This is a genomic window from Pilosibacter fragilis (assembly GCF_032490495.1).
In the GTDB taxonomy this organism is placed as follows: domain Bacteria; phylum Bacillota; class Clostridia; order Lachnospirales; family Lachnospiraceae; genus Pilosibacter; species Pilosibacter fragilis.
The window spans coordinates 1-20927 of record NZ_JAVYJB010000009.1; the positions used below are offsets into that span (position 1 = coordinate 1).

At 46.9% G+C, this 20927-nt stretch carries 23 protein-coding genes; 19 read left to right on the top strand and 4 right to left on the bottom strand.

Annotated elements, in window-relative coordinates:
* Positions 1-152: 152 nt before the first annotated feature.
* From ABCW45_RS09885 to ABCW45_RS09895, 3 genes are all read left to right on the top strand, one after another.
* Complete coding sequence (locus ABCW45_RS09885) at positions 153-1139, top strand: hypothetical protein (RefSeq protein ID WP_343220748.1); 987 nt, start codon at positions 153-155, stop codon at positions 1137-1139.
* 87 nt (positions 1140-1226) lie between these two features.
* Positions 1227-3209: an AAA family ATPase gene (locus ABCW45_RS09890; protein WP_343220749.1), complete on the top strand. Its 1983-nt coding sequence runs from the start codon at positions 1227-1229 to the stop codon at positions 3207-3209.
* Complete coding sequence (locus ABCW45_RS09895) at positions 3202-4122, top strand: hypothetical protein (protein ID WP_118514967.1); 921 nt, start codon at positions 3202-3204, stop codon at positions 4120-4122. The genes ABCW45_RS09890 and ABCW45_RS09895 overlap by 8 nt, the downstream gene beginning before the upstream one ends.
* Before the next feature lie 119 nt (positions 4123-4241).
* On the opposite strand, the gene ABCW45_RS09900 is transcribed toward ABCW45_RS09895, so the two are convergent.
* On the bottom strand, positions 4242-5396 hold the full coding sequence (locus ABCW45_RS09900; protein ID WP_343220750.1) for an IS3 family transposase: 1155 nt from the start codon (positions 5394-5396) through the stop codon (positions 4242-4244).
* Between the two features lie 74 nt (positions 5397-5470).
* A complete protein-coding gene (locus tag ABCW45_RS17925; protein WP_425518601.1) occupies positions 5471-6250 on the bottom strand; it encodes a DUF6904 family protein in 780 nt (259 codons plus the stop codon).
* 333 nt (positions 6251-6583) lie between these two features.
* On the opposite strand from ABCW45_RS17925, the gene ABCW45_RS09915 reads away from it, so the two are divergent.
* From ABCW45_RS09915 to ABCW45_RS09925, 3 genes are all read left to right on the top strand, one after another.
* Positions 6584-6787, top strand: coding sequence for a hypothetical protein (locus tag ABCW45_RS09915; protein WP_117470871.1), 204 nt, complete (start codon positions 6584-6586; stop codon positions 6785-6787).
* Positions 6788-7242: 455 nt separating this feature from the next.
* The gene (locus ABCW45_RS09920; RefSeq protein WP_117483470.1) at positions 7243-7665 is read left to right on the top strand and encodes a DUF6431 domain-containing protein; all 423 of its coding nucleotides are present in this window, start codon (positions 7243-7245) and stop codon (positions 7663-7665) included.
* A 485-nt stretch (positions 7666-8150) separates the two neighbouring features.
* Complete coding sequence (locus ABCW45_RS09925; protein WP_117470870.1) at positions 8151-8378, top strand: helix-turn-helix domain-containing protein; 228 nt, start codon at positions 8151-8153, stop codon at positions 8376-8378.
* A 45-nt stretch (positions 8379-8423) separates the two neighbouring features.
* Here the strand turns inward: ABCW45_RS09925 and ABCW45_RS09930 are convergent, their stop codons facing one another.
* Positions 8424-8642 carry a helix-turn-helix domain-containing protein gene (locus tag ABCW45_RS09930; RefSeq protein ID WP_343220753.1) on the bottom strand — a complete coding sequence of 73 codons (219 nt, stop codon included), beginning with the start codon at positions 8640-8642 and terminating at the stop codon, positions 8424-8426.
* A 289-nt stretch (positions 8643-8931) separates the two neighbouring features.
* Between ABCW45_RS09930 and ABCW45_RS09935 the strand changes: the two genes are divergently transcribed.
* The 3 genes from ABCW45_RS09935 to spoVT all read left to right on the top strand — a co-directional run bounded on the left by ABCW45_RS09935 (position 8932) and on the right by spoVT (position 10579).
* Positions 8932-9222 (top strand): helix-turn-helix domain-containing protein, encoded by a 291-nt coding sequence (locus ABCW45_RS09935; RefSeq protein ID WP_015552337.1) that lies wholly within the window; start codon positions 8932-8934, stop codon positions 9220-9222.
* A 296-nt stretch (positions 9223-9518) separates the two neighbouring features.
* Complete coding sequence (locus ABCW45_RS09940) at positions 9519-9950, top strand: FKBP-type peptidyl-prolyl cis-trans isomerase (RefSeq protein WP_343220754.1); 432 nt, start codon at positions 9519-9521, stop codon at positions 9948-9950.
* 80 nt (positions 9951-10030) lie between these two features.
* Positions 10031-10579, top strand: coding sequence for a stage V sporulation protein T (gene spoVT / locus ABCW45_RS09945; protein WP_015552339.1), 549 nt, complete (start codon positions 10031-10033; stop codon positions 10577-10579).
* 491 nt (positions 10580-11070) lie between these two features.
* On the opposite strand, the gene ABCW45_RS09950 is transcribed toward spoVT, so the two are convergent.
* Complete coding sequence (locus ABCW45_RS09950; RefSeq protein WP_015552340.1) at positions 11071-11940, bottom strand: DMT family transporter; 870 nt, start codon at positions 11938-11940, stop codon at positions 11071-11073.
* A 384-nt stretch (positions 11941-12324) separates the two neighbouring features.
* Here ABCW45_RS09950 and ABCW45_RS09955 point away from each other — a divergent pair, with 384 nt between their 5' ends.
* From ABCW45_RS09955 to ftsH, 10 genes are all read left to right on the top strand, one after another.
* The gene (locus tag ABCW45_RS09955; RefSeq protein WP_015552341.1) at positions 12325-12720 is read left to right on the top strand and encodes a MazG nucleotide pyrophosphohydrolase domain-containing protein; all 396 of its coding nucleotides are present in this window, start codon (positions 12325-12327) and stop codon (positions 12718-12720) included.
* 149 nt (positions 12721-12869) lie between these two features.
* Positions 12870-13145 carry an HU family DNA-binding protein gene (locus ABCW45_RS09960; RefSeq protein ID WP_015552342.1) on the top strand — a complete coding sequence of 92 codons (276 nt, stop codon included), beginning with the start codon at positions 12870-12872 and terminating at the stop codon, positions 13143-13145.
* Positions 13146-13304: 159 nt separating this feature from the next.
* Complete coding sequence (locus ABCW45_RS09965; protein WP_015552343.1) at positions 13305-13544, top strand: RNA-binding S4 domain-containing protein; 240 nt, start codon at positions 13305-13307, stop codon at positions 13542-13544.
* Positions 13545-13994: 450 nt separating this feature from the next.
* Positions 13995-14273, top strand: coding sequence for a sporulation protein YabP (gene yabP / locus ABCW45_RS09970; RefSeq protein ID WP_021905775.1), 279 nt, complete (start codon positions 13995-13997; stop codon positions 14271-14273).
* Between the two features lie 125 nt (positions 14274-14398).
* Positions 14399-14725, top strand: a complete 327-nt coding sequence (gene yabQ, locus ABCW45_RS09975) for a spore cortex biosynthesis protein YabQ (RefSeq protein ID WP_242990631.1) — start codon at positions 14399-14401, stop codon at positions 14723-14725.
* Positions 14726-14778: 53 nt separating this feature from the next.
* Positions 14779-15108 carry a septum formation initiator family protein gene (locus ABCW45_RS09980; protein WP_015552345.1) on the top strand — a complete coding sequence of 110 codons (330 nt, stop codon included), beginning with the start codon at positions 14779-14781 and terminating at the stop codon, positions 15106-15108.
* 161 nt (positions 15109-15269) lie between these two features.
* Positions 15270-16694 (top strand): SpoIIE family protein phosphatase, encoded by a 1425-nt coding sequence (locus ABCW45_RS09985; RefSeq protein WP_117470867.1) that lies wholly within the window; start codon positions 15270-15272, stop codon positions 16692-16694.
* 61 nt (positions 16695-16755) lie between these two features.
* Positions 16756-18381 (top strand): tRNA lysidine(34) synthetase TilS, encoded by a 1626-nt coding sequence (gene tilS / locus ABCW45_RS09990; RefSeq protein ID WP_343220755.1) that lies wholly within the window; start codon positions 16756-16758, stop codon positions 18379-18381.
* Complete coding sequence (gene hpt / locus ABCW45_RS09995; protein ID WP_015552347.1) at positions 18374-18901, top strand: hypoxanthine phosphoribosyltransferase; 528 nt, start codon at positions 18374-18376, stop codon at positions 18899-18901. Before tilS ends, hpt begins: the two co-directional genes overlap by 8 nt.
* A 14-nt stretch (positions 18902-18915) precedes the next feature.
* Positions 18916-20760: an ATP-dependent zinc metalloprotease FtsH gene (gene ftsH / locus ABCW45_RS10000; protein ID WP_199537923.1), complete on the top strand. Its 1845-nt coding sequence runs from the start codon at positions 18916-18918 to the stop codon at positions 20758-20760.
* The last annotated feature ends 167 nt before the right edge of the window (positions 20761-20927 follow it).

The window sequence follows — 20927 nt, forward strand, 5'->3', positions numbered from 1 at the left end:
AGGAGTGCATCCTTTAACTCTGGACTATAGTTCATAATGAAAGCTCCCTTCCTGCGATAGCTCTATACTACCACAAATGTAATTATCTTTCACTGACAACTATCCTAACACACAGGGCTATTGTAGAGGGCGTTAACACCAATGCAAAGAATATGGTTGTATTAAACCATAGTAAGGGAACAAAAGAACTAACAGTTTTTGATTTTAAAAATATCATTGGTAGAGCGGGTAGGTATTATCATAATTTTGTCGGGAGATATTTTTTAGTCGATAAAGAATTAGAAAAATTTGAACATACAGAGGATTTGACGCTTAATTTTGTTACATATGATGATCAAGAATTGGATCCGGTAGATATAGATAATTCAGAGTATATGGATCTTTCGGACATAAATAAAAATCTCAAACATAAAAGAGAGGAACAGTTTAAAGAATACTTATTGACAAATGATATATATGAAAAAAATAGATTAATAAAAAGAGAATATCAAGAGATACTTTTAAGATTTCTACTTAATAATAATATTCTTTATAATAAATTTTATAGGTATTTATCTTACCCAGATATATTAATGCAATTTACGACATACCATGCAATGAATACTGTGCTTGATATTTTTGAAAAATCAGGATTACTGGACGTTACTATTGTTCGAAGATATAAAGCCGTTAGCAATACATACTGTAATGAAGGATTTCATGGATTATTGAGGTATGAAATAGACAATGCCCGAGGAGATAAGGTGAAACATAAACGTATCGATAAAGCGTACATGGATGCGTTTAAAACACAAAAAGATATTATAGAACATAAAATTCCTAAGATCCTAGCACTATTTGAAACTATTTTTTCATATGCATCATTGTTGAGGAGAAAAACATTAGATAATTTTTCATTATCTAAAGTTTCGCGTTTTTATGAAACGGGTGTAAAAAGTTATATTGGAGAACAACTAATTGAATTCGGATTCCCAGTTGATGCAATTAAAAGAATTGAGGATAACAATTTAAGGTTATTATCTATGGATGCGAGTGCGAGTCAAAAATACATATTAGAACACTTGGAGGATATTAAGCAGTTGTTGGATTCATATGAGAGAGGATTATTAGATAAAGCTTTAAAATCGATTTGTAGCTAAGGTTAGTTAAGTAAATTGTGAACTATATAAAAAAATTAAGTCAGATTATATTAACATAAAATCTGGTCCAATAAAGGAAGAATACCTATGATCCTCATCTACGCCTACATAAACAAATTCAAAAACTACACAACCCAGGAAATCATCTTCGACCACCGCTGGCGTGTCAATTTCTCAAACAACAAACTGTCGATCCAATACCGCGGTCAGTCATCCGCGTCCGCGATCATCCGTGGAGACAGGAAACCTGACAACCTGCATATTCTTGTTGGAAAAACAGGGTCTGGAAAGACGAATCTGCTTCAGATGATCGGGGCGAAGCATGATGTGCGGTATCATAGGAAGTGGGAAGGAGAGGATGACTCGTATTTTCTTCTTTATAGTATCAGCGATACGGAATTTTTCCTTGAGATATGTGACATGGAGATCATGCAGTTTCCGAAGCCTGTGGAGAGGGATGATTCGACGATTCCGGAGCCGATCAGGGAGAATGCGAGGCGTGCGGGGACGCTGCGGACGGTGCGTTTTGCGCTGGAAAAAGCGTTGAAGCCGGGCGAGATGGCGGTCAGATTTTGCGCGGTAAAAGAATATGGATACGAAAGAAATCTTTCGGAATTAAAGGTCCGTGACATGGCGATGATTATGAACTGTTATGATGCTCATGCGTTTATACGGCCGCCGTATCCGGATGATAAGGAGGATTTTACGGATTTCAGGAGTGACTGGATCGGCAGGGCGGCTTTTCCATATCAGAGGACATCGCTCTGGCAAATCTGCGGCTATATCCGGGAATATCTTACGAGTCTGGAACCGGGGAGCGGGAAGCGTCAGGTTTCGTTTGTGCTGTCGACACATAATTTTGCGGATCGGTATCCGTTAAAGCTTTCTAAGGCAGTGGAGAAGGAATACTGGACGTTTTATGAGAGGATGCAGGATGAGAAACGCGCAATTTATGATCCAGAGGCCAGGGAACGTGTACGGAAGAGGAAAAAGAAGAAAACGCTGACGAACAAGCAGATGTTCATTCATGATCTGTGGACGGATTATGCGAAGTATCTGCGGAAATGGGTCGAGAAGATCCGGAACTTTAATGCGGAAGAGGAGCCGGCGGAGGACCTGGATGCTTACCAGGAGTTTATGGACTATTATATAGGGAAAACGCGCAGGGAGAGCATCGATCCGACTGTGCTGCCGGATGGAGAAAAAATGTCCATTGTCAGGAGATGTATCTGGCTGGCGGAGTATATAGACAGAGCCGGGGATGGGGATCCACATGGGCTGTTATGGCAGATCATGGGGGATATTAAGGACATTGCCGGTTTTCTCGAGAAGCTGGATGACCGGTATTTCACGGTGGACACATGTTCCATACCGGTGGTTGATATGGAGAGGGCGGAGTATCGGGAATTGTTTGATGACCTGTTTGAACGCATGGAGCAGTATCGTCCGGATGATGCGGGGATTTTTACGGAGTGTCTTCTTCCATACGAGTTTACGAGACTCAGCACAGGGGAGTATCAGTATGCCAAGGTCCTTGGCGGGATGGAGGACTATTTGAAGCTTTCGTCTTCCGGCAGGACCAACAGAGGACTGGACAAGATCATACTGATGGACGAGCCGGAGGCGTATATGCATCCAGAGCTGGCACGGCAGTTTATCGCCCGCATGCTGAAAATCGTTGAGAAATATCAGGGACCTTCTACGATCCAGATCATACTCAGCACGCATTCGCCATTTATGCTTTCTGATGTTCTTCCGGAGGAGATCACCAGGCTGACGATCGACCGTGAGACAGGAAATGCGTTGGTAAAGAACGGATCAGATAAGGAATATTTTGGTGCAAATATTCACACGATCCTGGCGGATGGATTTTTCCTTGATTACACCATCGGGGAGTATTCCAGAAGCTTTCTGCAGAATGCTTTTTCGCGGCTGGAGAGGTATGCGGATCATGGTGACGCTGATGAGTCGTTTTTGATGTCGATGGAACAGTTGATCCAGCACATCGGGGACCGGATGATCCGCAGGGCATTTGAACTTCAGATGGAGAAGGTGAGAAATCGTGATTAAAATACCCGAGAAAGAGGGGCGGCTTTCCGCAGCTAAGGCCGCTCATATTGAAGCAGTTATAGCATTTGTGAAAAGGAAGACGGAGGGATACAGGAGAGACCTGTTTGCAAATATCAGCCGTGTCATGCTTGTTTCTGGGACCTTTGAGGACATGAGTGCCAGGGATGACTGGAGCTGGCTTTCTGATTTTATCCTGGCAGATGTGAAGACTTTGAAGCAGATGATCGGCAGGCCGGAGCTGCTGCAGTTTGATGAGTTTAAGAGAATGTATTCCGATTATTTCAGTGCCGGAAGTGATAAATATGTGGATGCGTCAACGAAATATAATGCGTACATGTTTATTGAGAACCTTGGTGTCACGATCTGTCCCTACTGTGACGAGGAGTATCTGGATGTTGTTGAGAATGGAAATGGAGGAAAACTGAGGACACTGGAGATCGACCATTTCTTTCCGAAGGGAAAATATCCGGCGCTCGCAATGTGCTTCTATAATCTTGTTCCCAGCGGGCAGAACTGCAATGGAATGAAGCGGGAAGAGCTCCTGGGAATGAATCCCTATGAAGAGGGAATCGAAGGCTGTACATGGCTCTACCCGGATCTGCCTGTGGGAGTCAACATGGAAAAGGTCCCGGCTGCTGACTGCACGATCCACTTTCATCCGAAGGCGGGAATGGAGAAGAATGTGAAGGCGCTTCATCTGGAAGAACGCTATGAGCGGCATAAAGCCACAGCGCATAAATATCTTCTTTTGCGGCAGCAGTATGACGATGCGAAAGTGGAAGAGATGGTAAAAATGGGAATGTTCCCGACAAAGGATTTCGCGTATAGGGTGCTGTATGGAGAGCCGTTGGATGAGGAGGCGGAAGAGGGGATTTTGAGAAAGTTGAGGAGGGATATTGCAGGTAGAGGGTGAGAAGAGGATGCCCGGCTGCGTGTTTGAGGGGTAAACTATAGTGGTTCAGTTGTCAAGACAAAAATTCAAGCATTTTATAATGAACCGATATCTGTAGCTGAATTAGGGAGGTGCCCCCGTTAAGCAGCATGATCAATCAGCAGTGCCGGATAATAATATGATGCGGGTGTCTGATCGTTGATCGCTGAATGACAGCGCTCAAAGTTGTAGGTATGTACATAGCTTTTGATAGCCGCTCGCGCTTCCCGGATGTTGGCATACTGTGTAAGATAGGCTTCCTCATATTTGAAGCTACGAAACCAACGTTCAATCATGATGTTGTCTGCCCAGCGGCTTTTTCCATCCATGCTCTGACGGATATGGTTTTCTTTGAGAAATGCTATGTACTCGGTGCTTGTAAACTGACATCCTTGATCAGAGTTCAGAATCAGGGGTTTTGACACCTTGAAAGCTTTTTTCAGCGCGTTTATGACCATTCTGGTGTCCAAGGTATCATCTATCTCCCAGCCAACAATACAACGGCTATACCAGTCAATGATGGCTGTTAGATACAGGAAGCCGTGCTTGATGGGGATATAGGTGATGTCGATTGACCATGCCTGATTTGGACGGTCGATAACGGCGTTACGAAGCAGATACGGGCAGACTTTTGCCTGTTGCATACGTTTGGAAAGATTCATCTTTGGATAGATCGGATCAATCCCCATTTCAATCATATAGCGGCGCGTTTTCCGGCGTCCCACCTGATGACCACGCATTTTCAGCTGTAAAGACATTTGACGAGCTCCCCAGGCAGGATTATCGGTATGCAGATGATCAATGATAGCCTTGCATTCTAACTCTTCCTGAGATATGGGTGTTCCATTATAGTACACGCTGGTGCGGTTGATTCCAAGAAGCTCAGCACCTGTTTTTATCGGGAATTCTTTAGTCTTCAAAAGGTTTCGGACTAAATTTACTCTCGTAGTCAGGTCCAAGTGTTTCTTCAGATTTTTTTTCAACCAATCCACCTGCATGGTGAGCTGGCCAACTTTTTTCGCGTATTCGGCTTTTTCCTTGCGCTCTAAGGCGAGTTTCTCTTTCAAGTTGTCTTCTCTTGAATCATCGAAGACAACCGATGCTTTATCGAGGAATTCTTTTTTCCAGTTGCGAAGAAGATTCGGCTGAATGTTATTTTCGCTGGCAATTGTATTTAAGTCCTTTTCTCCTTTAAGCAGTTCAATGACTAACTCGGATTTGAATTTTGCGGAGAAATTTCTTCTTGTTCGAGACATAAAAATGATCCTTCTTTCTATAGTGCTTACAGTATACCAGATTCATTAAAAAATGTCTCTCAAAGTGTCTTAAATTACGATACCATTATAGTGTTGAAATCTGTTTTCCCAGAGGATTGTATGCCCTTGGCTCTGCCGGGGGCTTTTTCTTTTATCAGAGCTGCTTTTTGGACGGCCTCCCATGCTTCATCCGGGTCTTCATCGAGGAGAGAGGAAAGCTCCAGACAAAGCAGAGAAAGCAGTTCCTGCCGTTCTGATCGTGTTTTTACGCCATTGATCCAGTATGTACAAAGCCATTCCATATACAGATCAGGATAGAAGAAATAGTATTCGATATGGTTGTAGGTTCTGGTGTAGGTCCAGACTACCTTCATAACCTCCTCGGGGAGATGATTTCTCAATTTATCCCAAAGAAGCTGGACAAAATGAGTGATCAGTGCCAGATCTTTCTCGGCCAGATACTCATTATAAAAATCTTCATCGTCAAACCAGGAGGCATAATAATGGTCTTCGACGATTGCCTGCAGAGTGTACAGATAAAAGATAGCCCAGGGATAGAGGACTTCAACATTAAAATAGAGGTTTCCGGACTTATATTTATTGCGTTCTTTCTGAAGGGACTGACTGTCAACGGAAAAGATGCAGGATGCCAGCTGCCCTATATTTTCGTAGTTATTATCGACGGATTCAATATTTCGATCGCCCTGATAGGCATGGCGGATATCGTAGCAGAGCCCGAGAATATTTTCGTAACAGGAAGAGGATTCGACATCATCCTGATGTGCAAAGTAGAAACGAAGGTAATCGCTGAGCGCACTGTGAAGCGCGTTCAGATCCTCATAATCCCCGTGTATTCAATGTGAACTTTCTAAAATATTAACGTTCATTCCGGAATATACTTGTTTTAAGCTATTTGCAGTATGCTTGAAAGTGTTTTTGAAAGTTGATTAACTCTCAAATTTTTTATTGCTTGTGGGACTTTTTGTAGTAAAGATCAAGCGTAAGCGTTTACAAATAAAATGTGGGCCTAAAATTTTGGGGCTAGGATGGTGAGGTGAGGGGCGGACATTGTTGCACACTCCAGGGACAAATTATATAATGATTTTAGAAAGCGTTTGAAGAAGAGCGAGGAAACAGATACTAAGTATAAAAATAAATAATCGAAGAGCAGAAGTGAGGATGAGTCTATGAATAATAATAGTAAGGAAGAGCTGAAAGCGGATCTGTATATGCTTTCGTGCATTAGAAAAATTGAGAAAGTATTTTCCTGTCGGCTTATGGATGTAACTGCGGGAAAGGAAATGAATTTAATCGACTTCTTCTTGTGCCTTGCGAAGAAAAATTACTTATCGGAGAGTGTGCTGCCTCTGCTGAATATAAAGTTAATGTAGCTTGTAAAAACAACAGTGCCTTGCAGTGATGACACTGAGAGCATAGCGAGAGAAAAAATTCTTATGCGTGCGAAAACTTGTGCACTGGCAGCAGAACTTCAAAAAATGGTGGAACATGTTCCGGCAGTTGAAGAGTGGAGAAGGATAGGGAAGGATAAAAATGAGTTTATGGAGATTCGGGAGGCGAAATGGTAACAAAAGAAAGTAAAAAACTTCAATTTTTTTCCATTTTTTCGTCACAAATCCAATTTTATTACGTTTATATTAGTAGAACATGTTGATCAGACCGGAATTTTTCCGAAAAAACGTGGTCGTTTGCCAGAGAAATGAGCGGAAAACGGCGGCAGAACTTTGGTGAAATTCTGGTTAAAACCCTAAAGAACCGGAATACAGGTTTATTTGAACCGATAGGCGGATGTGGTCCTACGAATATGACGAATGGAGGAGGAATGAATATGGTCGTGTTAAAGAATTACAAAATCAAAGAGCAGAATGGAATGTATTATATTGTTCCGTCAAGCGTTCCGGGATGCCCGCAGTGCGGTGGAGAGATGAAGATCCGTGACAGCAAGAGGCGGAAGGTGATTTTTGCGGATGGTACGGTGGATACATTTGTTTTGCGGCGATACAAGTGTACGGTGTGTGGGCGTGTTCATCTGGAACTCCCGGACATCATGGTTCCTCATAAGCATTATTCGAGGTCGGCGATCATCGATACGATAAATGGTGAGAGAAACTGTTCCGCGGAGCAGTCGACGATTTACCGCTGGAACCGGGAGAAGATGCAGCTTGAACGTCTGCTGGTTCAGGTGGAAGATAAGAGTCCGGAAGCAAAGCGGACTGACGGCGATAATAACTGCAGGTGCGCAGGAAATTAAATATGAAAAAGCGGCAGGTGAAATACCTGCAAAAGGGGAAATGAAAAAGCGGCAGGTGAAATATCCGAAAAGGGGAAATGAAAAAGCGGCAGGTGAACTGCCTGTAAAGGGGAAAATGAAAAAGCAGCAGGCGGATGCCTGTAATTTGTGTGATCAGTGATTATGATGGCCGGTCAGTCAGAAATGGCTGACTGGCGTTTTTGATTGCCATGTATCCGAAAAAATGTCAGAAGAAGATTCTGTCAGTTCATAGAAAACAATGATTGAAACAGAGCACAGAATCCGTGCATAAGCTGAAAAATTGGCCATTCGCGCGTCGTATACCTGACCGTGACCGAACGTGGAACATATATAGTCCGAATATGGGCAATATACAAATAGTGTCAATGTATGTTATATAGAAGACATCAGAGTAACTGTTTGTCAGATTTGCGGATATTTTGCGGGCTGAAAAGTGTGTTGGGCTGATATGCACGGAGGATAAAATGATAAGTTACAATCGCTTGTGGGAGACCATGGAGAAGAGAAAGATCAGTCAATATCGGTTGATCAAGGAGTTTGGCTTAAGCTCCGGCCAGATGAGCCGTCTGAAGAAGAATACATATGTTTCGACGCATACGTTGGAGACGCTCTGCCGGATCCTGGACTGCCGGATCGAGGATGTGATGGAGGTTTCTTTCGAGGACGAGGAGAAGGAAAATAAGGCGAATTGACACTGATCTTTACCGGAAAAGAGTTCCGATAAAGACCAGATATTTTTACGATTCTTTTTCCTCGCGGTCAAATGAGATGCGGACGATGTCCGCAACGCTGCAGTTTAAGATCCGGCACAGAGTTTCCAGGGTATGTGTGGATACATGTTCATTTTTACGGATCCGATGGAGCTGGCCGGAGCTGAAATGATAGCTGCGGATCAGGCGGTACTGGTTGATGCCTTTTGACTTTAAGGTGTTCCAGAGCGGGCTGTAATCGATCATGAGAAACGCCTCCTTTCCTTATATAATGCGGCAGAAGTTCTGCCATAGTAAAGAATAAAAGATATTTAGGGGAATTTGTGGAAATATAAGGAAAAACAGGTCGAATCTTGCGGATGTTGGCAGGAAATACAAATGAGAAAATAGAAAATGTATCGCTGGTGAGCAGGCGTGGAAACCGAAAGAGAAGAATTTAGGCGGTTTCTGCCGGATTACGAGTCTATGGATTGAACGGGTCAGCCTGGAATGTCCTGGAAATAACGGCGAGAGATGAGACAAAGGAGAAAACGGTATGGTTAAATATACAAGGTTATGGGAGACAATGCAGAGAAAAGGCATCAGCCAGTATCGCCTGATCAAGACATATGGAATCAGCAATGGTCAGTTGAACAGGCTGCGGAAGAATTTATATATTTCGACGCATACCGTGGAGACTTTATGCAGAATTCTGGACTGCCGCGTGGAGGATGTGATGGAGATCGTGTTCGATGAGAGCGACGAGCTTTTATGGTCTCCGGGACTGGAAGAGGAGCGGCAGAAGCAGGAGGAGCTGGAGAAGAAAAAGAAGAGGCAGGGACAGTAAAGATCCTGTGTGGCAAAATTTGGTGCATAACAGATTGCGGAAATGCAGCTGTTTGCGATATCGTGAGCAGAATCCGGCTGTGAAACAGAAAAATGAAGTGCGGCGGTACCTGAAATAAGTTGCCAATATTCTTTTTAACAGGTATACTGGATAGGAATGCATGATTTCGTTATAGAACATTCGTGAAAAACCTGTTATCGGCAGGTTTTGCGGATGAGGTCTGCACATTTGCTGCGCTGACCATGATAGAACGCAGGCGTGCAGGAAATAATAGAGAATATCGGAGGAACTTAAAGATGACAGGACGCAATGTTGGAAAGACATGCCGCACACATTACAGAGGTACTTTTAACGATGGTACACAGTTTGACTCTTCCTACGACCGCGGCGAGCCGTTAGAGTTTGTATGTGGCGCTGGACAGATGATCAAGGGATTTGACGCGGCTGTTGCGGATATGGAGGTCGGTGAGATCAAGGAGATCCACCTGATGCCGGAGGAAGCTTACGGAATACCGAATCCGAATATGATCCTCACACTCGAGATCGCAAATCTCCCGGGTTCCGAGGACCTTGAGGTTGGACAGCAGGTATACCTCACAAACCAGAGCGGCCAGCCGTTCCCGGTGAAGGTTACCGCGAAGGACGAGAAGATGATCACTCTTGACGCGAACCATGAGATGGCGGGGAAAGAGCTGAACTTCAAGATTGAACTGGTTGAAGTAAAATAGGAATAATCCCGACATTTTTCCACATACTACCCATAAGTCACACGATATGGAAGCAGTGGTATGCAGGAGGAATAAACGTTATGAAAGCTACGGGAATTGTAAGAAGAATTGATGACCTCGGACGTGTGGTGGTTCCGAAGGAGATCAGGCGGACACTTCGTTTGCGCGAAGGAACGCCGTTAGAGATCTTCACGGACCGTGAGGGGGAGATCATTCTGAAGAAGTACTCGCCGATGATGGAACTGAATGCGTTTGCAGGGCAGTATGCAGACGCGATGGCGCAGTCGACAGGGCTTATGGTCTGCATCACGGACCGGGACCAGGTGGTCGCGGCGGCCGGCGGGGCGAAAAAGGACTTTTTCCAGAAGCCTATCAGCCGGGCGCTGGAGCATGTGATCCAGGAGCGGATGACGGTGCAGGCGGGAAAGGATGAGCGGGCGTTCACGCCTGTGACGGACGATGACAGCGAGGGAATCACTGCGCAGGTGATCACTCCGATCATCTGTGAAGGTGACGCGATCGGGTCGGTCATTGTGATGAGCAGGGAGCCGAGGGCGAAGTTCGCGGATGCAGAGGTGCGTTTGGCAGCGACGGCGGCGGGATTCCTGGGACGGCAGATGGAGAGCTGAGAATTGAGGCTGGGCGAGATTTGAAACAGCAGTAAAAATGTTGAGAAAATATGCCTGGTAAGATAAAAAACGAAAAAAGTCCACATGATGATATTTTAGAAGAGATCACTTCAATAAATATTATCATGTGGACTTTGACTTTTATTTACAACGAATCAAAAAACGATCGAAACTGTTCAGTAGGTCTGCGCACTTGCTGCGCTGACCGTAAGAAAACATAGGCTGGAGGGCAAAAATCCCATCAGCGAAGCTGATCTGGAATGGATTTTTGCGTGTAACTATGAAGGTACTGAATAGTTACAAACGATCTAAATAAAAGGCATTATGCAAATGCATATTTCTAATTGCCATGCATCCGGAAGAAGCTGCCGGTGGCGGTTCCGCAGGTGAACAGTGTATCCAGACTATGTTCATGCGGGTAGACTTTTCGGATTCTGACATTCTTTATACACGTAATTATTCGGTCTACGCTAGTTTGGGCTGAAAGAACTTTATTTCCCAGCCTGCTTCTTCGAATTCCCATAGATATACACCATGATCGAAGCAATCGCAACCAATGCGCCGCCGAGGATTGAGGTGGATTTTACAGGCTCGCCGAGGATCGCTGCGCCGAGAACGATGCTGAACAGGATTCCGGAGTAGTTGTAGATACTGATCTCGGATGCCGGGGCGAAGCGGTAAGCGTAGGTGATGAATACCTGGCCCAGGGAGCCGAAGAGGCTGATCAGCATGAGCAGCATAAACTGATGCGGGTCTGGCATAACGAAATTGCTGATGACGAACGGCAGGGAACCGAACACGCTGAAGGTTGAAAAGTGCATGATAACGGTGATTCCGTCGACTTTTCCCTTAAAGTAGCCGAGAAACGTGTACGCAACGCCGGATGTGATGGCGGAGAGCAGCGCGACTACCAGCGGAAATGGGTCGGACTGGAAGCTCGGACGGAATACGATGAATGCGCCGATAACGGACAGTGCCAGCGCCGGGATCTGGATCGGGGAAAGCTTCTCCTTCATAAACACAGCAGCCAGCAGTGTGACAAAGATCGGGGAGAGCTTATTTAATACGGTGACATCTCCCTGTGCAGCATGGCTGGAGGCGTAGAACAGCGTGATCAGGCCCAGAAATCCGAAGAAAGAGCGGCCGAACAGGTACGGCTGATATTTTTTCGGGCCGTAGTAGGAACCACGTTTTTTACGGATGATGAAAAAGGAAACGATCAGGATGAAGAGATTGCGGACGCAGATCTGCTCCATCGTTGGAATTTCGCGGCTCATACGGACAACGACCTGCATGGAGGCGAAAGAAAGCGCGGACAGGATCATAAAGAGGATGCCCTTTTGTTTTTGTGTGATATTCATGATGTCCTCCTGTGAAATTGTAATCGAGGAATAGCTCAATTAGAATGATGATATGTCAAAAGACACGACAATTAAGAGTATAACTTTTTTTCATGGAATCGTCAATTGGTGCAAATATATAGAAGGAATAAAAGATTTCAGGAGGACATGTGGAGTATGTTTGGTGCGGATTAAATTGGAACAAATGGACGGTGATGGATTGCAGTTAAAAAACAGAATGCATATTGCCAGAGAAATAGAATCCAGTTACAATGATAGTAGAAAATAGTATTTAAAACTGTTGGCGGAGAGCGTAGGCGGAACCGACGGGGAGAGGACCGGGCGATCGTCAGAGGCTCGAAACAGCAGAAAAATGAATGAAAACGGATAAGGTGAGGAAATACTATGTATACATTCGAGGACTTAAAGCAGATCATGAAGACACTGCGTGCGGAGGATGGCTGTCCATGGGACCGGGCGCAGGATCATGACACGTTGAAAAAGCATCTCGTGGAGGAATGCGCGGAGGTGCTGGAGGCGATCGATGCTCATGACACGGAAAATCTCTGCGAGGAGCTGGGGGATGTCCTGTTCCAGGTCATGTTCCACAGTGAGATCGAGGCGGAGCAGGGAAATTTTACCGTGGATGATGTGGTGAACGGCATCTGCGAGAAGATGATCCGCCGCCATCCACGGGTCTTCGGAGGCGAGATTCCGGAGGTGGAGAACGAGAAGGACCTCTGGGAAGCGATCAAGAAACAGGAGCGGGAGGAAAAGAAAAAACGGGCCGCCGCACACTGACGAAAAGTGCGCAAAAACACGGCAAAAACGGGCAAAAATCCTTGACAAAGAATGCAGAAACATATATAAATGTAAGAGTGCAATGCAAAGGTCCTTCGGGCAGGCTTTGTCCGCAGGTTTGAAATGAATTTTAGGAGGAAATAAAACAAATGAACAAGACAGAATTAATCGCAGCAGTTGCTGAGCAGGCAGAACTCTCCAAGAAAGATGCTGAGAAGGCACTGAAGGCTTTCACGGATGTTATTGCAGCAGAGTTAGTTAAAGGTGAGAAGGTACAGTTAGTTGGCTTCGGTACATTCGAGGTATCCGAGAGAGAGGCTAGAGAGGGAAGAAACCCGCTTACAGGCGAGAAGATCACGATCGCAGCTTCCAAGAACCCGAAATTCAAAGCTGGTAAGGCTTTAAAGGATATGGTTAACGCTTAATTCTGTTTAGAATGATAAAAGTGGCTGTGTAGGCAGCACGTGTTTGGATCCCCTCCGTGATATGCGTATTGCGGAGGGGGAAATTGTTTCCGGGGTTCGCCTGGACAGGCGGGCAGCAGGAAGTCCGGCGGCGATGGTGCCGCAGAAAAGGAGCAAGTTATGCGTTTAGACAAATATCTGAAGGTATCCCGTATCATCAAGCGCAGAACCGTGGCAAACGAGGCGTGCGACAGCGGCCGTGTGATGCTGAACGATAAGATTGCGAGAGCCAGCGCGGAAGTTAAGGTCGGAGATGTGATTGAGGTGGCATTTGGAACAAAAGCCGTCAAGGTCCGTGTGACGAGCGTGCAGGAGACGATCCGCAAGGAAGATACGAAGGAAATGTTTGAATATATTTAGGAAAAACCTCACAGTGAAAACTGATGAGGTTTTTTATGTAAGGCGCGAAAACATACCAAAACATACTCTTTATTATACCGGAGTCCATAGATTCAAGTGAATCCATATGATATAATCGACTCGTTGTCACACCCAATCTGGCAACAGAAAGGGGGTGAATGCATGGAGTCGATAATTTCATTTCTGGTTTCCGTTATGGCAAGTGTGATCGCATACTATATTTGCAAGTGGTTAGACGGAAACGACAGTGGCAATTAGCCCAAATGAAAACCCCAGAGAATGGCCTCTCTGGGGTTTTCGCTTGTGAATTGCATGGATACAATTTCATTTCTGGTTACCGATATTGTAGCATATGCAAAAATGTATTTCAATATGCCAAAAGTGAAAAACAGCATAAAAATTTTTTAACTTCATATATTTAAAACATATTTACATATACAGGAGGTTTTTATGGAAGAGAATCCGGGAATGGCGCATAAGATCGTTTTGAATAATCGGAATCAGGGAAATCTCACGGGGATCCTGGATGTGATCTCCTTTGACGAGAACTCCATCGTGCTGGACACGGACATGGGACTTCTGACCATCAAGGGAAAAGACCTCCATGTAAACCGGCTGAGTCTGGAAAAAGGTGAGATCGATATTGAGGGCAGGACGGACAGCCTTGTGTATTCGGCGGGCGGCGGCGCGAAGAGCGGGGAATCATTTTTTGCAAAATTATTTAAGTAGTGGAAAAGCAGTGATGAAAGAGTTCATGAGGAAAAATTCAGGTAACCGCAGAAAATAGATCATGTGACGAAAAATGAGACCATGAAAGAGAAAATAAGCAGGAAATTTAAACTCGGAGGTGCCTTGTGAGTCCTTATCTTACTCTGGAAGTCCGCCTGGTTGGCATGAGTACGGTGCTCGGCTTTATTTTGATGGCGAGTTATGACTTTTTGCGGCTATTCCGCTTTTTTGTTCCCCATGGGCGGCTGTGGACGGGGATCGAGGATTTTTTTTACTGGATCTATGCGGCTGTCATGACGTTTCTTCTGCTGTTTTACGAGAACAGCGGTATTGTTCGGGCGTACATCATTGCGTGTGTGTTTTTCGGCATGATTTTTTATGATAAAATCATTAGCCGGAATGTGTTTCAGCTATTGAAAAAGCTGAAAAAATGGTATAAGATTAAAAGATAGAATCGTTTTGTTGGTTAGAACGGGAGGGAAAATCCAGAAGGAAGCGAGAAATCATGGGAGAAAACCGGAACAGACGAAATAAAAGAAAATCGAAAAACAGTCTGAGCAACCGGATGGCGTTAATTGGAATCACGGTGGTCGTAGCGAGTCTTGCTGTGGTAGTCCATATCGGCGGCGCTTCCCTGAGAGAACGCGATCTGGAATATCAGGCGCGGGAACAGGCGCTTGAGAAGTCCCTCGCGAAGGAAGAGGCGAGAGCCGCGGAACTCGAGGAGTACCGCGTGTATGTTCAGACGAAGCAGTATATTGAGAAGGTCGCGAAAGAGAAACTGGGGCTTGTAAATAAGGATGAAATTCTGTTTAAGGCCGATGAATCAAGCTAGGGCGAATCATGTCACTAACTTTTAAAAATTAAATACGGGAATCCGACAAATATTTCCCGCCTGCCTGCATATAATAAAATGGCGTATTCTGCGCCGTTAAAGCTGGTCATGGAGATCGGAACGGTCTTTGTGACAGGGTACGCAGGTTAGGAGGGATTTTTGTGTTTGGAAATCGTGAGGTACATAGAAAGCTGTCCGGGACCGGGGGCTATGCGGCGGGGCGGCTTGCGGAGATATCTGAGTCATTAGGACAGCTTGCGAAGGTTATGAAAAATTCCGGCGAAGATCCCGGACTTTCCAGGGAGGACGGGATCGCGGCACTGGAATCGGCGGCGTCCATGGTCTGCGGGAGCTGCGACCGCTGTGGCATGAAACAGGAATGCCTGGAGGATCAGGACGGGGAGAACTATTTCCTCTATTATCTGCTTCGCTCTTTCGAGAAAAAGGGCGCTCTGGAATATCCGGACATGCCCAGGGAGTTCCTGGACCGGTGCCGGAAGAAAACGGATTATCTGCGGGAATTAAATAGAAGTCTTGGGCGGTCCACGATGAATCTCGCCTGGAAGAACCGGTTTCTGGAGAGCAGGGACGCGGTCATGCTGCAGTTTGAGGAGATGGCGGGGATCCTGGGGGAGTTCTCCGGGCAGATGGAGCAGGCGGCGGATGTGACGGAGGCGCTGGTTCCGGCGGTGCGGGCGGCATTTCGGAAACGGCGGATCGCCCTGGAGGACATGCTCGTTTTGAAATATGGGGATGGACGCCGGGAGGCATTCCTCACGGCACGGACAGGAAACGGACGGTGTGTGACCGTGAAGGACATGGCGGCGTTGTTTGGACAGGCTGTGGGGGCGGAATTTATCCCGGCGAGGAATGGGAAGACGCTGGTCACGAGAAAATCGTCCATGGTGCGTCTCATCGAAAAGGGAAGCTACCGGATCCTGTTTGGATGCGCGAAGACTCCGAAAGAGGGGGAAGAAGTCTCCGGTGATAATTATATGTTCCGGAACACGCTGCCGGGGCAGGTGGCGTTGAGTCTCTCCGACGGAATGGGGAGCGGACCGGCGGCTGGGGCTGACAGCGAGCAGGTCATGGAGCTGGCGGAGCAGCTTCTGGATACGGGATTTTCGGCGCGGTCTACGTTAAAGCTCATCAACACGGTGCTCCTGCTGAATGGCATGGGTGACCGGCCGGCGACGATGGATCTGGGACTTGTGAACCTCTATACGGGGGTGCTGGAGATGATGAAGCTCGGGGCGGCGGCATCGTTTTTACTGCCGGACCGGCGGGGCGGCGGCGAGGCAGAGGTCCTGGAGTCAGAAACAGTCCCGGCGGGAGTGCTGAATCCCGTGGAACCGGTGATGATATCGAGGAAGCTGTGGGACGGAGATAAGATCATTATGGTCAGTGACGGAGTCCTGGATGCTATGCCGGGAGTGGAGAAGGAGAAAGCGTTCCGGGAATTTCTGGATGGTCTGCCCGACACGGGGGTGCAGGAGACGGCGGAGATGATCTTGACGTTTGCATTGTCGTTTGAGGGAGAGCCGCGGGATGATATGACGGTGCTGGTGGGCGGAATATACGGGTAAAGGTAATCACAAACGCACAAAGATTTTAGATATCATTACAGGAAAAACAGCGGAGAAGAAAATGGCAGGAAAAACAGCAGTGAAAACAGATGTAAAAGCGGGCAGATTTCGGCAGAAAGTTCTTAGCTTTATGAAGAAAAATCATATGACAGACCGGGGAGACAGCGTCCTGGCGGCAGTGTCGGGGGGCGCGGACTCGGTCTGCCTGCTTTTGCTTTTGCATGAGATGGCGGCGGAGCTTGGAATTAAAGTCTTTGCATTTCATATGAACCATGGGATCCGCGGAGCGGAGGCTGACCGGGATGAGCAGTTTGTGATGGAACTCTGTGAGCGGTTAAATATTCCGCTCACCGTGGCGCATGAGAAAGTGGAAGAATATGCAGCGGAACGTGGTTTATCGGGCGAAGAAGCAGGGCGGATCCTGAGATATCATCATTTGGGAGAGACTGCGGAAAAGTATCAATGCGCGAAGATCGCTGTCGCACATCATGAAGATGATGATGCGGAGACGGTGCTTTTGAATCTGTTCCGGGGAAGCGGACTTGCCGGACTTTCCGGGATCCGGCCGGTGCGGGAGAATATTATCCGGCCGTTATTATGTGTTTCACGGAAAGAAATTGAGGAATACTTAAATGAGCAGGAGCTTTCCTGGTGCGAAGACTCCACAAATAAGGAAAATGACTACACTCGGAACAAGATCCGAAACGAACTTCTGCCCTGGGTGACAGAGAATATAAACAGCCGGGCAGCAGAACATATTCTGGCGGTGTCGGAGTTTGCGGCGCAGGCAGACGCATATTTTGAGATGGAAGCAGAGAGAATTCTGGAAGAAAGCTGTTCAAAAAGAAGAGAAGAGGGGAAACAGCCAAATTCCAAAAATGCGGGGGAAGCAGATGGAAAAGAGCCTGGGACAGGTCAGAGCTCGAAAGTGGCAGAAAATGAGATGAAAATGTGTACAAAAATAAACACAGACATTTTCGATCCACAGCCCGAGATCCTGAAAACCTACATCGTCCGCCGCATGATCCTAAACGCCGCAGGGAAAGCGAAGGATATCACGGAACGCCATATCCGCTCCGTAATGGATCTCTCCGGTCCGGGTGGTGGGCATACTGTAGACCTGCCATATGGTCTCAAAGCGGTGCGTGGATATGAGACATTAGGGATCGTACAGAACAAAAATCCATCGCAAATGTCTGAGTCAGATCAGAAGCAGGAGAGAAAACCAGTTTTTGAAAATAAAATCAATCTGGAAACAGATATGGATGAGATTCTGGACCTGGGCGGAACACACATCCGCCTCCATGCCGTCCACCGGGAAAAAGAGCTGGAAATTCCGAAAAACCAGTATACGAAATGGTTTGACTATGATAAAATAAACGTTGGATTATCCATAAGATACAGGAAAAATGGGGATTATCTCACACTTTCCGGGGGTGGAAAAAAGAAGCTCCGCAGGTATATGATCGATGAAAAGATCCCGGAAAACGAGCGGGACCGGATCCCGGTCCTTGCAGATGGAGACCATGTATTATGGGTAGTCGGATACCGAATCAGTGATTATTATAAAATAACAGATGAGACTGAGCACATCCTGGAGGCGGAGGTGATCCTGCCTGGTGGGGGAGAGCCGGAAGGCGGCAGACAGGCAGGCATCTGGAATTGCAAAGGAGAAGACCATGGCTGATAAAATTCGTGTATTATTAAATGAAGAAGAAGTTGACAGGCGGATCAAAGAGATCGCGGAGCAGATCAACAAGGACTATGAGGGAAAAGCGGTTCATCTGATCTGTATCTTAAAGGGCGGTGTATTCTTTACCTGTGAGCTTGCAAAGCGCCTGACTGTCCCGGTTACACTGGACTTTATGTCCGTGTCCAGCTACGGCAGCGGCACAGAGTCCTCCGGCGTTGTAAAGATCATCAAAGATCTGGACCAGCCGCTTGAGGGAAAGAATGTCCTGATCGTGGAGGATATTATCGATTCCGGACGCACACTTGCGTACCTTATCGATATTTTACACAAGAGAAATCCGAACTCCATCCACTTATGCACTCTGCTTGACAAGCCGGAGCGCCGCGTAAAGAAACAGGTAAAAGTTGATTACACCTGCTTTACGATCCCGGATGAGTTCGTTGTAGGCTATGGCCTCGATTATGACCAGAAATACCGCAACCTTCCGTTCATCGGCGTTGTGGAGCAGCAGTAAGGAGGCACCCCAAGTTGAAACAGAACCAGCAGTTCCGCGGAATCGGTCTCGTCCTGCTTGTGATCGCGCTTATCACATTCGCGTCAAGCCTGACGAGCCAGGGGAGCTTATTCAGCCAGGAGATGACCCACCAGGAATTCATGGTGGCCGTGGAGAATAAGACCATCGAATCCGTAGACATCAATCAGAACCAGCAGCCGCCGACCGGAATCCTGGATATATTGCTGAAAAGCGGAGACCGGGCAGTTGTCGCAGTGTCCGATGTAAAAGAAGCAGAAAAACTTCTCCGGGAAAACTCTATCGACTATATTGTCGAGAATGTTCCACAGGAGAATTACCTGATGTCCGTTATCATCCCGGTAGCATTGAGCGCTGTGGTCATCATGTTCATGTTTATGTTCATGAACGCGAGACTCGGCGGTGGCGGCGGCGGAAACTCCAAGATGATGAATTTTGGAAAGAGCCGCGCGAAGATGAGCCGGACAAATTCCGTGAACTTCTCAAAGGTCGCAGGTCTTGAGGAGGAGAAGGAAGAACTCGAAGAGATCGTTGATTTCTTGAAGAATCCGAAGAAATATACGGATGTGGGCGCGAGGATCCCGAAGGGAGTGATCCTTGTGGGCCCTCCGGGAACCGGTAAGACACTTCTCGCGAAGGCGGTTGCCGGTGAGGCCGGTGTCCCGTTCTTCTCCATTTCCGGATCGGACTTCGTAGAGATGTTCGTCGGTGTCGGCGCATCCCGTGTCCGCGACCTTTTCGAGGACGCGAAGAAGAACGCACCGTGTATCGTCTTTATCGATGAGATCGATGCCGTTGCGAGACGCCGCGGTACCGGTATGGGCGGCGGACATGACGAGCGCGAGCAGACCTTAAACCAGCTTCTCGTTGAGATGGACGGTTTCGGCGTCAATGAGGGAATTATCGTTATGGCGGCGACAAACCGTGTAGATATCCTGGATCCGGCGATCTTAAGACCGGGCCGTTTCGACCGGAAGGTCGGAGTCGGAAAACCGGATATCCGCGGACGCGAGGAGATCTTAAAGGTCCACTCCAAGGAAAAGCCGCTGGGCGACGATGTAGATTTAACAAGAGTGGCACAGACCACAGCCGGATTTACCGGTGCGGATCTGGAAAACCTCTTAAATGAGGCGGCAATTCTCGCTGCAAAGCAGTCCCGCCGCTATATTCTCCAGGCAGATATCGATCAGGCATTCGTGAAGGTCGGAATCGGCGCGGAGAAGAAGAGCAAGGTGATCTCCGAGAAGGAGAAGAAGATCACGGCTTACCATGAGACGGGCCATGCGATCCTGTTCCATGAACTCCCGGATGTCGGTCCGGTCCACACGATCTCCATCATCCCGACCGGCATGGGCGCGGCTGGATACACGATGCCACTTCCGGAGAAGGATGAGATGTTCAACACGAAGAGTAAGATGTTAGAGACCATCATGGTTTCCCTTGGCGGACGGATCGCTGAGGAGATCATCTTCGGTGATGTGACCACAGGCGCGTCCCAGGATATCAAACAGGCATCCGCGATCGCCCGGGCGATGGTGACCCAGTACGGTATGTCTGAGAAGCTCGGAATGATCAACTATGGCAGTGATGATGACGAGGTGTTCATCGGAAGAGATCTTGCGCATACGAGATCCTACGGCGAGCGTGTTGCCTCCGATATCGACAGTGAGGTAAAGCGGATCATCGACGAGTGCTATGCGAAGGCGAAACAGATCATTCTGGAGCATGAGGATATTCTCCATAAGTGTTCTGCGCTGCTGATCGAGAAAGAGAAGATCGGTCAGGCGGAGTTTGACCGTTTATTTACAGGTGCTGAGGAAAAGTCTGCAGCAACAGAATAAATTTCTGCGTCGGTGGTTCCCTGGGCAGCAGAAAAAGAAAGACTTAGAAATGCTTTGACGGGTCATTTTGAGTAAAAGTTTAGAAACTTAAGCAGATCGACGTTTGTGCAAAAGAAATACAGCCAAACGTCGATTTTTTGCTTGAAATGATAAAAATGCATAAAGAA